Source organism: Pseudomonas sp. DSP3-2-3 (genome assembly GCF_049898225.1).
Classification (GTDB): Bacteria; Pseudomonadota; Gammaproteobacteria; order Pseudomonadales; family Pseudomonadaceae; genus Aquipseudomonas.
In genome coordinates this window covers 70,299-84,247 of the sequence record NZ_JAFCXH010000018.1, presented here as the reverse complement: position 1 = coordinate 84,247, position 13,949 = coordinate 70,299, and the positions used below count along the sequence as shown (strand labels likewise).

Sequence of the window (13,949 nt, the reverse complement as noted above, 5' to 3'; positions counted from 1 at the left end):
GAGGGTGATCCGTTCAAAGCGACTGGCGCGCGGCACGCCGCACCGCACGAAGTATTTCAAGGTGGGTGCCGCAACGGCAGAGATTGCCCGCCAGCTCGTGGCGAATCTGTGCGTCAGTGGGCTGGGGGATACGATCAAGCAGCGCCTTGGCGGTCATGATCATGCCGTTCATGCAGTACCCGCATTGCGCGGCCTGCTCGTCGATGAACGCCTGCTGCACCGGATGCGGACGCTGGCGGTTGCCTATGCCCTCCAGGGTGGTGATTTCCCGCCCCTGGGCGCCACTCAGAGGAAACACACAAGCGCGCGCGGCAATCCCGTCGATGGTCACCGTGCACGCGCCGCACTCCCCCAACCCGCAACCGTATTTCGGGCCGTTGAGTTGCAAGTCATTGCGCAGCACCAGCAACAGCGGCGTATCAGGCATCGCGGTGACAGCAGCGGTCTGGCCATTGACCCGCAAGGTCACCGTCCTTTCAGGCGCCATGACGGGCTCGCCCATGGATTGCTCTCCCTTTTCAAAAAGCCATCCATGGCGCTTGTGAAGTGGTCACTTCATGAAATATGAGCAGCAATGGAGCATGTGATGAACATCACTATTTAAACCCAAATTGCCCTGTACTTTTTGATCTCCCAAAGCACCGAGTAGAAGCTTTGGCGTACTTTCACCGCCTCAAGCCGCTACTTACGGGTATTAACATTGTTACTACAGACGCTTCCTACTGCTTTTAGGGACGAATCATTCAAACAGCGAGTACATTTCTGCTCACATTTGTTCAACAATCCTTCTATCTTCGCCTGCCACCTACTGATCAGCCCTGCCGCTTCCAGGACAAATCCATGCCCCCAGCAGATGTAAAAAGCACAACGACCGACCTCAACGACCCCATCAAGGCGCTGTACCGAAAGATCACCTGGAAGCTGATCCCGTTCCTGTGCTTCTGTTATCTGGCGGCCTATCTGGACCGGATCAACATCGGCTTCGCCAAATTGCAGATGCTCGATCAACTGCACTTCAGCGAGACCGCATTCGGCCTCGGGGCCGGGCTGTTTTTCGTCGGTTACATCCTGTTCGAAGTGCCCAGCAATCTGGTTCTGGAGAGAATTGGGGCGAGGATCTGGATCGCCCGAATCATGATTACCTGGGGCCTGCTTTCGGCATGCACGATGCTAGTCACCACGACGACCCAGTTCTATGTGTTGCGCTTTCTGCTTGGCGTGGCCGAGGCCGGCTTCCTGCCGGGCGTACTGTTTTACCTGACCACCTGGTTTCCCACGTATCGACGGGGCCGGATCATTGCGCTGTTCATGCTCGGCCTGCCGCTGTCGAGCATCATCGGTGGCCCGTTGTCCGGCTGGATCATGAGCCACTTCGACCAGACCGCCGGGCTGCGCGGCTGGCAATGGCTGTTTCTGCTCGAAGCGGTGCCGAGCGTGCTGTTGGGGGTTTTGACCTTCTGGTTGCTGCCGAATAATCATCGCCAGGCCCGCTGGCTGGATGACACGGAAAAGCGCCTGCTGGAAAGCGAACTGGCTCTGGATGCCGCCGATGAAAAGGGCAGCAAATACAGCTTTCGCGACGGGTTCTTCAATCTCAAGGTCTGGATGCTCGGTGGTATCGACTTCTCAATGCTGCTCAGCGCCTACGCCATGGGTTTCTGGATGCCGACGTTCATCCGCAATGCGGGCGTGACTGAAACCTTCCATATCGGTGTGCTGACCGCACTGCCGAGCATTGCCGCGCTACTGGGCATGCTGTTTATTGGTGCCAGTTCGGACCGGCATCGGGAGCGGCGTTGGCACATCATTGTGCCGTACCTGATTGGCGCAGCGGCCATGGCCGGCAGCACCTTTTTCACCCACGACGTGGTGGCAACCGTGCTGCTGTTCGCGATCGCATCAGCGGGAATATTCGGCGCGTTGCCAGCGTTCTTCAGTCTGCCTGCGACCTTTCTCAAAGGCCGCGCTGCAGCAACCGGATTCGCTCTGGCCTGCTCGTTGGCCAACATCGCTGGCCTGGTGAGTAATTCACTGATGGGCATTGCCATGGATGTCACCGGCAGCAGCGCTGGCGTCATGTGGTTCTTCGCGGTGTGCCTGGTGCTGAGCAGTCTGTTGGTAGTGGCGTTGCCAGCGAAGGTGGTGAATCGCTAGCGGATGCTTTTGTGGGACCGGATTTATCCGGGAAAGGGCCGGTGAAGACTCAGAAGCTTCAAAGTCTGCACTGGCCCTTTCGGGAATAAATTCCCTCCTACAGGCCGATACCGCTATCCCACCAACCCTATCAACTGCTGGCGCTGGGCATCGGTCAGCATCGGACCGAATCCGGCGCCAGCGTTTTCCGCCATATAACGCGGATTGCCAGTGCCCGGAATCACGCAGGTAACCGCCGAATGGGCGAGCAGAAACTTGAGTGCCAGTTGCGCCCAGCTCGTCACTTCAACCTGCGCCGCCCAGCCCGGCAACGGCTTGCCCTTTAGTCGACCCAGCAAACCACCGCCGCCGAACGGCCGATTGCAGATCACCGCGACTCCACGTTCGCGACAAAGGGGTAACAGCCGCGCCTCGGCGGCCCGGTCGTCCAGCGCATAGTTGATCTGCAGAAAATCCAGCTGCTCGGCCTTGAGCACCGCTTCGACATCGGCATACGCCGACGAGGTGTAATGAGTGATGCCGATGTAGCGAATGCGGCCTTCTTCTTTCCACTGGCGCAGTGTCGGCAGATGCGTTTTCCAGTCGAGCAGATTGTGAATCTGCATCAGGTCGATGCGCTCGGTGCGCAGCAACCTGAATGATTCTTCCATCTGCGCGATCCCCTCCTTGCGACCGCGCGTCCAGACCTTGGTGGCGAGAAACGCGGGCGAACTGGGTTGATGAATCGACAGCAGCTCGCCAGTCGACTGTTCCGCGCGACCGTACATGGGCGAGCTGTCGATCAACGTGCCGCCAGCGGCGAACAGCGCATCGATGACAGCCGGCAGGCTTTTGTAGGCCGCACTTGAGGTTGCCACATCAAAACCGCGATAAGTGCCCAAGCCAATCATTGGCAGCGGTTCGTTGCTGGAGGGAATCGCGCGGGTGAGCATTTTTCTGGCTCCTGTCGGCAAGGTTGAAGGTGACGTCGGCGAAGGAATGGTCGGCGGCCTGGGCTCGCCAGCTGCCGTGTCGAACGCGAAAGCCGCTGATAGGCCAGCCGCCAGCGTGAGAATTCTTCTGCGCGTGAAAACAGCAGGGTCGGACATGAGTTTCCCCTTATCTGTCGTTCGTGGTCGCCCGCTGCGCCTGGCGCTTTGCCAGCCAGAAGCACAGCCAGGCCCAAAGCCCGGCAAAGGGCACGATAAACATAGCCAACAGCCCGAAACCCGCACCCAGCGCCGTCAATCCAACGGACAACCAACCACTCGCGGCGTCTCCGCCCCGGTACACCACGGTTTCGATGACATTCTTGGCCTTGTACTTTTCTTCCCGGCTCACCACGGTCCACAGCACTTCTCGACCGGGTCGGACAATGGCGAATTCCACGGCACGACGCAGGCCTTGCGCCAGCGCAACGGTGGCGGGCACCGGCGCCAGGGCCATTGCGGTAAAAGCCGCCACCGTCGCCAACGGCAGCGCCACCAGCGCACCGCCGATACCGACGAAGCGGATCAACGGTGCCGTCAGCAACAGCTGAAAGACCAGCGTTAACGCCGACACAATCAGGTCGACCGTGGCAAAGAATTGCGCGCGACTCGCCACATCAGCGTAGCTGCCAGCCACAATCCGACCCTGCTCGAAATACAACAAGGTCGCCGCGCTGGTGTGCAGCAACATGAACAGCACCATCCCGATCAGATACGGCGAGCGCATGATCAGCGTTATTCCCGCCAGCATGCTGCCGCCCATGCGCTGCTCATCCCTGGTCACGCTCCGGTCTTGAGTCAGGGTGCGATTCAGCAACGCCCGGTAACATTGCACTGCGGCTTCAAGCAACAGTGCGGCGGCGAAGGTCAAGGCAATCGGGCCAAGACGGGTCGCCATGGTTGCCGCGAGCAACGGCCCGATGAAGGTGCCAAGCGTGCCGCCCGCAGCAATGAAACCGAACAGCCGTCGCCCTTGCTCGCTGGAAAACCGGTCCACCAGCACACTCCAGAAAATGGAGACGATGAACAGGTTGTAAATGCTGATCCAGACGAAGAACACCCGGCCGACTGTCACGGGCGCAATGTGGTTGGCGATCAGCACCCCGAACACCAGCATCGACAACGCGATCAGGCGATAGACCAGAGGGACAAAGCGTCTGGGCGGTAATCGGGACACTAGCGCGCCGAACAGCGGCACCATCACCAGCATCGCCACGAACGTCGCGGTGAACAGCCATTGCAGTTTATCGGCGCCGCCTTCCAGCCCCAGCGCATCGCGCAACGGTCGGACCAGGTAATAGCTGGCCAGCACGCAGAAATGGAAGGCGAAACCCAGCAGCAAGGCGACCTTTTCCGCAGGTTCCACCTTGACCCATTTCAACGTGGCGGCAACCGGCATCACCGCGAATCAGCATGGCGACAGTGCAAAGATCCGTGAATCGGCATCGCGACTCTCCCTGACGGCTATTGATTGATCGACCTTGCCTGGCCGGGTCGGTTCAACAGGCGTCCGTCCGGATCAAGCCCTTGCGGTTTGAACGACTGCCGCAGCGGTACGTCAGACCTACAACCCGCCACGAAGAGCAATAACCCATTGAGCACTGTCATTTCCACCGAGCAACTGGCCACTGTCGATCTGCGCATGATTAATGAAATCTGGCTGTCGTCATCTCCAGCACCGCAGGAAAACGATCCTCTGCAAGCCAAGCTGTGCCTGTGGCGCGGCGAGCAGTTGTTCACCCACGACATGATGAGCGAAGGTACTCATGGTCAGAACGTCAATCGTCTATGGCTGAGTGTGGAGGATATTGAAGACCAGACCATGATCCGTAGCGTCGAAGAAGCCGTTCGCCAGCGTCTGGTACAGATGGACATGCAGGGTGAATTCTATCCAGCGGAACAGGCCGATACTCACCAGTTCCATGGCCGCTGAAGCGAGTGAACGCGCGGCAGACTCTTATGGGCTAGCGCTTGTGTCCCAGCTGCGCCCACATTTTTTTGCTGATTCGCTGGCGATTCGAGTAGCCGGCCCAAGGGTCGGACTTCAGTGTGCTCAGACGCTCCTGCAAGTTGCCGACATTCCATTGCCCAGCTGAAGCCAAACCCTCCAGTTCCTCACGCGCGATTGGCACCGATACCGGCAAACCCGGCCGGGCGCGGACCGAATAGGCAACCACCGTACTCGCGCCACGGGTGTTGCGCAGGTAATCGATAAACACTTTTCCCACGCGGTTTTTCGGGCCCATGGTTGCCGTGAAGCGTTCGGGCAATTGTTGGCTGATGAATTCGGCGATGGCCTTGGCAAAGGTTTTTACGGTGTCCCAGTCTGCCTGCCGCGCCAACGGCACGATGATGTGCATGCCCTTGCCGCCGCTGGTCTTGATGAACGCTTCGAGTCCCAATTCGTCGAGCACCGACAGCGTCATTTGCGTCGCTTCGATGATGCTGCGCCACGGCAGCTTGTCGTCGGGATCGAGGTCCAGCACGAAGTGATCCGGTGTTTCGATCCGATCACTGGTCGCGCCCCAGCGGTGCAGTTCGATCATCCCCATCTGCGCCGCGCCCACTAGCGCCGGCACGGTGTCGATTTCCATCAGCCGCGCATGACCGGGGTCCAGTCCAGGCTTGAGCTGTTTGATATTCGGGATTTTCAGGCGCTCGGCGTGTTTCTGGAAAAACTGTTCGCCCTCCACACCTTCGGGGCAACGCAGCAAGGCCACTGGCCGGTTCTTCAAGTGCGGCAGGATCCAGTCGGCGACGGTTTCGTAATAGCGGGCGAGATCAACCTTGTGAGTACCGCTCTCGGCGTCGATCACCCGGTCTGGATGACTGATGCTGACGCCTGCGACGTCGATGCGGTTTTTCGCTGATTTGGCGGCCTTCTTCGGCGGAGCAACCGGTTTGCGTTTGGCCTTGACCGGCTGCGCGGGCGCCTTTTCCTTACCCACCAAAGCACCACTCACCACACTTTGCGGTTGATCCTGCACGATGTCGTATTCATCACCAGAACGGGCGACCTGATCTTTTTCCTTGATCAGCAGCCATTGCGGCTTGTCGCTGCTGCCCTTGAGCCGGGTGCGGACCAGCGTCCAGTCACCGGTGAGTTTTTCTCCGACCAGCGTGAATTTGAGCTTGCCCTGCTGATAGGTGTCATGCGGATCACCGTGAGGTTGCCAGATTCCCCGATCCCAGACGATCACGTCACCGGCGCCGTATTGCCCTTCGGCAATGCTGCCTTCGAAACTGGCGTAACCCAAAGGATGATCTTCAACCTGCACTGCCAGGCGCTTGTTGGTCGGATCAAGGCTCGGGCCTTTTGGCACTGCCCAGCTTTTGAGAGTACCGCCCAGCTCAAGGCGAAAATCGTAATGCAGATTGCGCGCGTCATGCTTGTGAATGACGAAACTCAAAGCCTTCCCGGCGTCCTTGCCCTTTTCCTTGCTCTTGCCGCGGGCAGGCGACTCCGCGGGCTCGGAAGTGATGTCGAAATTGCGCTTGCGTGCGTATTCACTCACCGGCTTGGCCATTGTCGATCCTCTAGCCTGTTGTCAGGAAGCCTTGGTGGTTTTCTTGCGCGCCGGGGCTCGACGTTTTGCCGGTGCCTCGGCGGCTGTCTTGGTAGTGGACTTGCTGGCCGGTTTGGCCGGACTTTTACTGCCAGCACTTTTACCCGCCAGACTGCGCTTGAGCAGCTCGGTAAGGTCGATGACATCAGCGCTTTTACGCTCAGTGTCTTCGGTATCGGTTTCCACCGTCTCGAGTTTGCCTTCGCGCGCCTTGGTTTCCACCAGATGCATGATCTGATCCTGGAAGGTGTCGCGATAATCCTCCGGCTGCCAGTCAGCGCTCATGTCTTCGACCAGGCGCTTGGCCATGTTCAGCTCCGCCTTGCTGAGCTTCACGTCGGTGACCGCATCGGTCAGCTCCAGCGTCTCCAGGCCGCGCACTTCCGAAGGCCAGCGCAGAATCACCAGCACCATCGCCGACTCCAGCGGCATCACCGCCGCCAGATGCTGGCGGGTGTGCAGCACCACATTGGCCAGGGCGACCTTTTTGGTTTCATTCAGGGTTTCGCGAAGCAACGCGTAGACCTTTTCGCCGCGTTTGTCCGGCGCCAGGAAATACGGGGTTTCGATGTGTTGCAGAGGGATTTGCTCGCTGTCGACGAAGCCGAAGATTTCGATGGTCTGGGTCGACTTGGGGTGCGCGGCGCGAATTTCCTCTTCGCTGAGCACCACGTATTGGCCCTTCTCGTACTGCACGCCCTTGACGATGTTTTCCTTGGTCATCTCCTTGCCGGTGACCTTGTTGATACGCTTGTAGCCCACGGGCTCCATGCTGCGCTTGTCGAGCCAGTCGAAATCAACGCCTTGCGAAGACGTCGCCGACACCAGCGCGACGGGAATATGCACCAGCCCAAAACTGATCGCGCCTTTCCAGATTGCCCTTGCCATCGCCTGATTCCCTGTCTGAGGTGTTTAAAAGTGACAGGAGCGGCGCGGCAAAAGTTTCGAAGGAACGACGGGCGTTACAGACAGGAAAAGGCCTGTCGCCTCCACAGGACGCTTTCTGATCTGGCGTTTCGCCGTACCCTTGGACAACCGGCCCGTTCACCTTCGCTGCTGCCTCTGTTGAAATCCTGCCCCGGCAGCCATGTGCAGACATTTATAAGCTTGCGCCAGCGTATTAACCGCCCTCAGCGAGCAGGCAGACACGCACCTAGGTGCGGCAGGTAATAGGGACGTGCTAGCAGTGGCATGTCAGCCGACTCTGCAACTACTCAAGAGGACGGTCTTACTTAAAATAAAAAGTAGGAGCACCCCATCGATTTATGTAGGACATCAGAATATTTATCCTTCTTTCCTCACATATAAATATTATTCAGGCACAAATGATGGGGGAATTGTGGCCAAAATGGAAACAGTGAACTTGCCTATAGAATTGCTTACCAAAACAACCGGACTAGCTGAACGGATAGTTTTTAAAATGCATGCTTGACGACCTTTCCAGAGGTGTCTAGTTTATTAACGGCATCTTTAGAAAAAGATGTTAATTTAATATCGGAGAAGTAAAAATGACTACATCAACTGATACTCAAGACTTCAAACTTGTAGAACGTAATGAGGGTGCATTGCAGCATGGTGACGGCGGTGTTAACCATTAACTAAAATAAAGAGGAGCGATAGGGAGGCAAGCCTCCCTATCTAAGCGCCATGATTACGACAAACAAAGACCTGAGAATTGATACCTTTGACGGTAAAGACCTAGCCTATTTGGTGAGCTCACCTAACAGATATGAGATCTGTCGCGAGGTAAGCACCCTTCTGTTCGACATCAAGTTATATCCTGTATCTAAATCACGATTCATTACAGAGGGCGATGATGTCAACGTAGCGACAAGGGAAAAGCTACTGGATCATCGACTGGCTGTAAGAGTAGGCGCTACTGATATAGCCAAACCAGATAATGGGAATAAATACAATTGGAGACTTGCTTCTGAGTATCTTAAAAGAACATATGATTATCCATTCTTCAACTATAGTAAAGATGGATGGCGGAAAGATTCGAACATGATGTCTAGCTATCTTAGCGGGGAGACTGAACAGCAAAGATTCAAGTCCGTAACTGGAGCAGTCTACGAGCCACACATCCTTGCTGCCAACGAAACCCTTAATGCGTTGTGCATAAACAGGGAAGAAGTAGGACTGACGCCTGTGTTTAACATGGTGGTCGCCACGTTTGGTACACAGTCGCTCCGGGATGTAACAGGGAGCAAACCAATCAGCAGAAAATGCATACCCAGCGGAGGCGGCCGGCACCCCACAGAAGCTTATGTTATCGAAATGGATGGGCGTAATGCCTTCCATTATTGCAGCGGAAACAATTCTTTTGCAAATCTAGGCGCTGATATCTCTCGTAGTACTTATCGAGATGCGTTCGGGGAGCCAGAGAAATATGTAACGTTTCCAGTTAAGTACATAATTGTTCTAACAAGCATATGGGAAAGAAACATGTTTAGGTACAGGGAACCTAGGACTTTCCGATCCGTTCACCTGGATGCAGGCCATGCAGTCTCAAATCTAGAACTATTGGCCGATAAAGCGGGATACCTCTCGAAGGTTCAATATGGATTAAACTCGAAAAAGATTGAGGAGCTTTTTCACTTAAACCCTCTCGAGGAGGGTGTAATGTGTGCTTTGATGCTAGGCGCGAGGAAGCAGGAATGAAAAATAATTTACACTTAGATTTTTCCTTAGACAAAGAAGCCGTTGAAGTCCAGGACTTAATAACAGGCCAAGTCTACGAAGCAAATAAAAATCTTTTAAAACGATTATGTGAAGATACGTTTGAGACTGAAATCAAATCGAAAAGACAAGGAGTTGATCTGTGCTCCCGCCAAATCAAACATTGGCTGACCCGCGGTTGGGACGCAGCCCTTCCACTGTATCTTTCTTCTCGATGCATCCAATACGTCGACAGCGACATTGACAGAGAACAGGTACTGGAAAAACTTTTTTCAAACTATCTAGAAGAAGGTGCGTGTCCGAAACTGACTCATAAAAGCAATAAGTTAATCCAGATAGCATTACAAACCGACTTAGAAAAAACATCTGAATGTTTTGCGAACTGCTACGAAGCAATGGCAAAGAGAAGAACCAGACGCTCATTCGGAATGCTTGGGTTGTCTAGAAAAAAAGCCCTTTCGATTTTTTCGGATGCAACGCTACGCATCTCAAGGACATTCGACCTGAGAAGGACAACATCAACAGAAGAGCGGCACGTAATAAGTTACGGCTGCGCATTCAATATTTATGTAATAATTTACAACATTAACGAATTACCTGAGGGCATCTACGAAATTGACGCCGAGACAGCAACAATAAATCTTTTTCGGGAAGGATGTTTCAGGAGCGAGATGCATGAAATAAATTGGGGTATGAAGGCAGCATTAACTGCGAACTACACTATTGTCCTTACAATCAGCCCTGATATATATGCTTGGAGGTATAGGCATGATCGAGCGTTGAGAAGCCTCATGATCGAAGCCGGAAGAATCATGCACGAATTTGTTATCTCAGCCGCATGCTTTAACGTACAGGGTGTTGTAACACCTGCAACTGCGGACCATAAGCTTTCAACGCTACTGCAGATAGACGACACACAAGAGCTTCCATTCTATACAGGCACTTTTGGAGCTGTATATCGTGAAAAAGACAGCTGACAATAATGGATACTATATTGTTTTATCCGGATTTGCGGACATAAGCAAACCACTGTTATCAGTCATAATCTTGCAAAAACTCTGGACATCAAATTTTGGATTCGTAAGCCTAAACATTGATGTTCTCGCTTTTTTTTCTGCCTTGCTCACGCCCTGGTTCATTGTGTATATACAGATGGCAAAAAAAGAAATTCATACGGCCTATTCTAGCGTTCTAGCGATTGTGTATCCAGCAGCGTGCTTGACAGCGGTCACGTACATAGTGGTGTCGCTAATCTTACTGCATTTAGCAGGAGGGCTTAGGCTGGATACCGCGACGTTTATAATTCTTCGTGCGATATCGCTTACTCTATCAACAGTAAACTCACTAAACCAATGCGTACTTATCAAGTATGACAAGTGTCGAGTTGTTTTGATAACGCAAACACTTCTGCTATTTTGGGCAATCTTAATATACCTTTCCTTTGGAGTATTATTGGATGACGAAAACCTGGTTGGGACGGGGTTAGCTTTACTAATAATGGATATCACCACCTATTACTACAGTTCGAAAAAGGCTACAAAGTTAACACCCCGTTCAGCCCGTGGAAACTGGTTTAAGTACAAGAGCGTATCTCATAACTTGAGTGCACAAAGGGCCATCCTGATCCCGGAACTAGGTACAGCACTTACGATCTCGGCGTCGTTACTATGCATTACTGCGGCTACGTTTGTCACGACGGGTCTGGAATATCAACAATATCGCACCCCGCTGGCCTTCATGGCTGCGATGTGGCTAATATCTAGCAAAATAGTTAACTTGTTAATATCCACCGCAACTCCAAGCGCAAGTTTTTTTTCATTATCTGACTTCCTATATACAGTAAGATTCACGTGGTACGTGCCTTGTTTATTACTATCGATTGCTTACTGCCTATACCCTCCGCACACTGATGAGTTATTCCTCAAAATTGCAACCCCTATTCTATATTTCCCTGCCATGATCGCGGTTATTTCAATCAACGGCACGATCAGGCTAGGGGGCAAGAATATGCTGCTGTACCGCGCTAATTTGCTAATGCTCACAATCTACTTTTTTCCTGCATCCATCTTCATAACGTTCAAATACATCCCTCTGGAGTTGGTCATTCATGCTGTTGGCGTTAGCTATTTATTCCGAATAGGGCTTATATACTGGCTACATTTTAAAACTAACTTTCCGGGAGATATTAAATGGAGATAGCTGGTTACTCAAAGAAAAAAAGACTATTAATCTGTTACAACCTTTCCTTAAGTACTACACGCACAAAGAACAACGTTACACTCAAATACTTAATTTCTCATACACCATGCAATGTAGAGGAAAACATCGGATGCTTGTACAGCGCAGCACTCTTCCTGGAAAATCGTCACACCTGCTATGACTCGGCGGGAGCTATAAAGGCAGCAAACAGACTACTAGCATCAAAACTGTTTGGTAGATTTGAAACTGGAGCTCATCTAGCAGAGGATGATATAACACTTATTCAGAAACTAAGTAGTTCTGAGCAGTATTTTGCTCATCGAATAAGGGATGTATTTCGTAATCGAGGACGGACGGACTGGGGCTTCAAAACTTTAGGGCATGGGGCAATTCGACTCTACCCCTCCAATGGAGGAATTCACTCATTGAGGCCTATTATAATACTTAAAGATACTATAATAGAGTATTACCCCCATTCAGATCGCATTACTGGCTCTTTAACAAGCAACCTTCAGAACGAGGGTCGTCTGGAAATAATAATGGAGTTAGATAGAGTGCTTGAGAAATACAGTGACGCCGGTGCTTTTGTCGCTATCTACCTGGAGCTGGGTCATATGCTATCAACCTTGAACCATCACCTGCCCAAATGTTTAAAAAACCTGACGCTGACCGCATGCAGATCGCGTGACAATAACATGGCACTATGCATTGCAAGGATAGAACTATGACTGTAATCAGTATCGACAAGCATTGGGCTTCGATGCTAATAGACCAAGACCTGTTTTTGTTGTCACTGGTCCTCTCAGGCCTCAATGATGTTAAATCCTCTCTTTCAATGTCTTTGTTTGGCGACAATCAGTTCTGTCGTCGCTTTGAGACTGAATTTGACCTTAAGGAGGTCAATTGGGAAGGAAGGCGTACTTCCCGAAGCTTAACGGGAAGAGACTTAAATATCTATCAAAAAACGAAACTGATTCAGGCTATGGAATTGATGGTCGATCATACAAGTTTAGTATCGCCTTCTCTAGATGTACGCAAATTGACGGACGTGGAAGTGAAGCCGCTAGTAACTGAGTTTCGCTCACAGGCGACCATTAATGAAAACGCATTTTGCATTGGTTTTTTTATGTCACCCAAAGAGTTTACCTCCGCGAGGGACAACTGGGTGTTCATTGGTGCGGCATCGCAGTTACTTTGTGTACTGGCTCATAAAATCGGCTGCGGTGTATTTCTGTCTCATGGTGTAGAGCAAATAAAGTATTCTTATCCACTTCGCAACCTGGAATATGTTCTGTTTTTTTATGGAGAAAGTTATGTCAGACCAACAGATTCTAATTTATGACGACTTGGTACCTTCGACGCTGCGCAAAAAACTATCATTGCGATTGAACCAGCCAATTTGGCAATTTGGCTGGAGGTCAAATGTTGCTTCCGATAAGTATTGTTACTGGCATTCGCATTTTGCGGGGGGAGGCATAGTAAACAGGTCGTCTTGCGCGACCGAACTTAAATCCCTTTCATCATCTCCGATCTATGAATTGTGGCAAATTCTCGGCGCCGTTTTATTGCAGGGGCATGAGCCGCTCCGAATTTACGCAAACGCTCATACTTTTGGCGCGGAAGGGTATTGTCACAAAGACAATGAAAATAGTGTCAACTATTTTTCAACGATTTACTACGCTCATTCTGATTGGGACAAAAACTGGGGCGGTGAATTAATCTTTTATGATTCAAATAACGAGATTGTAAAAACGGTGTCTGCCAAGCCTGGACGTATCGTGCATTTTCCCGGTCATATCATTCATAAGGTTTCTGCATTAACCAAGGAATGCGCTCACCTAAGGATATCTTTGGTTTTTAAAACTCAAACCGGAGGTGCATAGTGATGAAAACGAATATCCAAAGCCGTGAAGCAAGAACCGAAGACATCAAGGCAATGATTGATGTCTTAACGCGTTCCATCACGGAATCTTGCATATTAGATCACTGCAATGAGGCCGGTTTGATCGAGTCCTGGCTTTCCAATAAGACTGAAGCGCACTTAATGAAATGGATTAAGTCCCAATCCCTTTTTTTAAACGTTGCTACTATTGACGATCACATTGCGGGTGTTGGTATGGTTACAACAGCTGGAGAAATCTCTTTATGTTATGTGTCACCAGACTTCCTCCGCTGTGGGGTAGGCACGATCCTGATAAATGGCCTTGAAAGCTACTTATTGGGGATGGGCGTAACCAGAAGTGTGCTCACCAGCACGATTAGCGCATTGAAGTTCTACTTACGCAGGGGTTATGAGGTTAGCGGTAATACAATGTGCATCCATGGTATCACAGGGACCCCTATGCGGCGTGACCTAAGGTGAGAATCCAATTTAGGGCGCACT

Annotated in this window: 12 protein-coding genes; 7 read left to right on the top strand and 5 right to left on the bottom strand. The window is 52.0% G+C overall.

Annotated features, from left to right (window positions below; all coding sequences use genetic code 11):
- Positions 1–13: 13 nt before the first annotated feature.
- A complete protein-coding gene (locus tag ACP7E4_RS20260) occupies positions 14–502 on the bottom strand; it encodes a (2Fe-2S)-binding protein (RefSeq protein WP_426117398.1) in 489 nt (162 codons plus the stop codon).
- 338 nt (positions 503–840) lie between these two features.
- Here ACP7E4_RS20260 and ACP7E4_RS20255 point away from each other — a divergent pair, with 338 nt between their 5' ends.
- Complete coding sequence (locus ACP7E4_RS20255) at positions 841–2,154, top strand: MFS transporter (protein WP_426117396.1); 1,314 nt, start codon at positions 841–843, stop codon at positions 2,152–2,154.
- Between the two features lie 113 nt (positions 2,155–2,267).
- Here the strand turns inward: ACP7E4_RS20255 and ACP7E4_RS20250 are convergent, their stop codons facing one another.
- On the bottom strand, positions 2,268–3,242 hold the full coding sequence (locus tag ACP7E4_RS20250) for an aldo/keto reductase (protein WP_426117394.1): 975 nt from the start codon (positions 3,240–3,242) through the stop codon (positions 2,268–2,270).
- A gap of 10 nt (positions 3,243–3,252) precedes the next feature.
- Positions 3,253–4,521, bottom strand: a complete 1,269-nt coding sequence (locus tag ACP7E4_RS20245) for an NTP/NDP exchange transporter (protein WP_426117392.1) — start codon at positions 4,519–4,521, stop codon at positions 3,253–3,255.
- 195 nt (positions 4,522–4,716) lie between these two features.
- Between ACP7E4_RS20245 and ACP7E4_RS20240 the strand changes: the two genes are divergently transcribed.
- Positions 4,717–5,055 carry a hypothetical protein gene (locus tag ACP7E4_RS20240; RefSeq protein ID WP_426117390.1) on the top strand — a complete coding sequence of 113 codons (339 nt, stop codon included), beginning with the start codon at positions 4,717–4,719 and terminating at the stop codon, positions 5,053–5,055.
- Positions 5,056–5,086: 31 nt separating this feature from the next.
- Here ACP7E4_RS20240 and ligD read toward each other — a convergent pair whose 3' ends face one another.
- Together ligD and ACP7E4_RS20230 are read right to left on the bottom strand one after the other, a co-directional pair.
- Positions 5,087–6,649, bottom strand: coding sequence for a DNA ligase D (gene ligD, locus ACP7E4_RS20235; protein WP_426117388.1), 1,563 nt, complete (start codon positions 6,647–6,649; stop codon positions 5,087–5,089).
- Between the two features lie 21 nt (positions 6,650–6,670).
- Positions 6,671–7,576, bottom strand: coding sequence for a Ku protein (locus tag ACP7E4_RS20230; RefSeq protein WP_426117386.1), 906 nt, complete (start codon positions 7,574–7,576; stop codon positions 6,671–6,673).
- 759 nt (positions 7,577–8,335) lie between these two features.
- Here ACP7E4_RS20230 and ACP7E4_RS20225 point away from each other — a divergent pair.
- From ACP7E4_RS20225 to ACP7E4_RS20205, 5 genes are all read left to right on the top strand, one after another.
- The gene (locus tag ACP7E4_RS20225) at positions 8,336–9,349 is read left to right on the top strand and encodes a SagB/ThcOx family dehydrogenase (protein WP_426117384.1); all 1,014 of its coding nucleotides are present in this window, start codon (positions 8,336–8,338) and stop codon (positions 9,347–9,349) included.
- Positions 9,346–10,344 (top strand): hypothetical protein, encoded by a 999-nt coding sequence (locus ACP7E4_RS20220; protein ID WP_426117382.1) that lies wholly within the window; start codon positions 9,346–9,348, stop codon positions 10,342–10,344. The genes ACP7E4_RS20225 and ACP7E4_RS20220 overlap by 4 nt, the downstream gene beginning before the upstream one ends.
- A 1,946-nt stretch (positions 10,345–12,290) precedes the next feature.
- Positions 12,291–12,908 (top strand): hypothetical protein, encoded by a 618-nt coding sequence (locus tag ACP7E4_RS20215; protein WP_426117380.1) that lies wholly within the window; start codon positions 12,291–12,293, stop codon positions 12,906–12,908.
- Positions 12,880–13,449 carry a 2OG-Fe(II) oxygenase gene (locus ACP7E4_RS20210; RefSeq protein WP_426117378.1) on the top strand — a complete coding sequence of 190 codons (570 nt, stop codon included), beginning with the start codon at positions 12,880–12,882 and terminating at the stop codon, positions 13,447–13,449. Before ACP7E4_RS20215 ends, ACP7E4_RS20210 begins: the two co-directional genes overlap by 29 nt.
- 2 nt (positions 13,450–13,451) lie before the next feature.
- Complete coding sequence (locus ACP7E4_RS20205; protein WP_426117376.1) at positions 13,452–13,928, top strand: GNAT family N-acetyltransferase; 477 nt, start codon at positions 13,452–13,454, stop codon at positions 13,926–13,928.
- Positions 13,929–13,949: the final 21 nt, after the last annotated feature.

Coding starts and splice junctions, on each gene's coding strand:
- ACP7E4_RS20260 (WP_426117398.1), bottom strand. CDS start 502: ATGGGCGAGCCCGTCATGGCGCCTGAAAGGACGGTGACCTTGCGGGTC.
- ligD (WP_426117388.1), bottom strand. CDS start 6,649: ATGGCCAAGCCGGTGAGTGAATACGCACGCAAGCGCAATTTCGACATC.
- ACP7E4_RS20215 (WP_426117380.1), top strand. CDS start 12,291: ATGACTGTAATCAGTATCGACAAGCATTGGGCTTCGATGCTAATAGAC.
- ACP7E4_RS20230 (WP_426117386.1), bottom strand. CDS start 7,576: ATGGCAAGGGCAATCTGGAAAGGCGCGATCAGTTTTGGGCTGGTGCAT.
- ACP7E4_RS20210 (WP_426117378.1), top strand. CDS start 12,880: ATGTCAGACCAACAGATTCTAATTTATGACGACTTGGTACCTTCGACG.
- ACP7E4_RS20220 (WP_426117382.1), top strand. CDS start 9,346: ATGAAAAATAATTTACACTTAGATTTTTCCTTAGACAAAGAAGCCGTT.
- ACP7E4_RS20255 (WP_426117396.1), top strand. CDS start 841: ATGCCCCCAGCAGATGTAAAAAGCACAACGACCGACCTCAACGACCCC.
- ACP7E4_RS20245 (WP_426117392.1), bottom strand. CDS start 4,521: ATGCCGGTTGCCGCCACGTTGAAATGGGTCAAGGTGGAACCTGCGGAA.
- ACP7E4_RS20205 (WP_426117376.1), top strand. CDS start 13,452: ATGAAAACGAATATCCAAAGCCGTGAAGCAAGAACCGAAGACATCAAG.
- ACP7E4_RS20250 (WP_426117394.1), bottom strand. CDS start 3,242: ATGTCCGACCCTGCTGTTTTCACGCGCAGAAGAATTCTCACGCTGGCG.
- ACP7E4_RS20225 (WP_426117384.1), top strand. CDS start 8,336: ATGATTACGACAAACAAAGACCTGAGAATTGATACCTTTGACGGTAAA.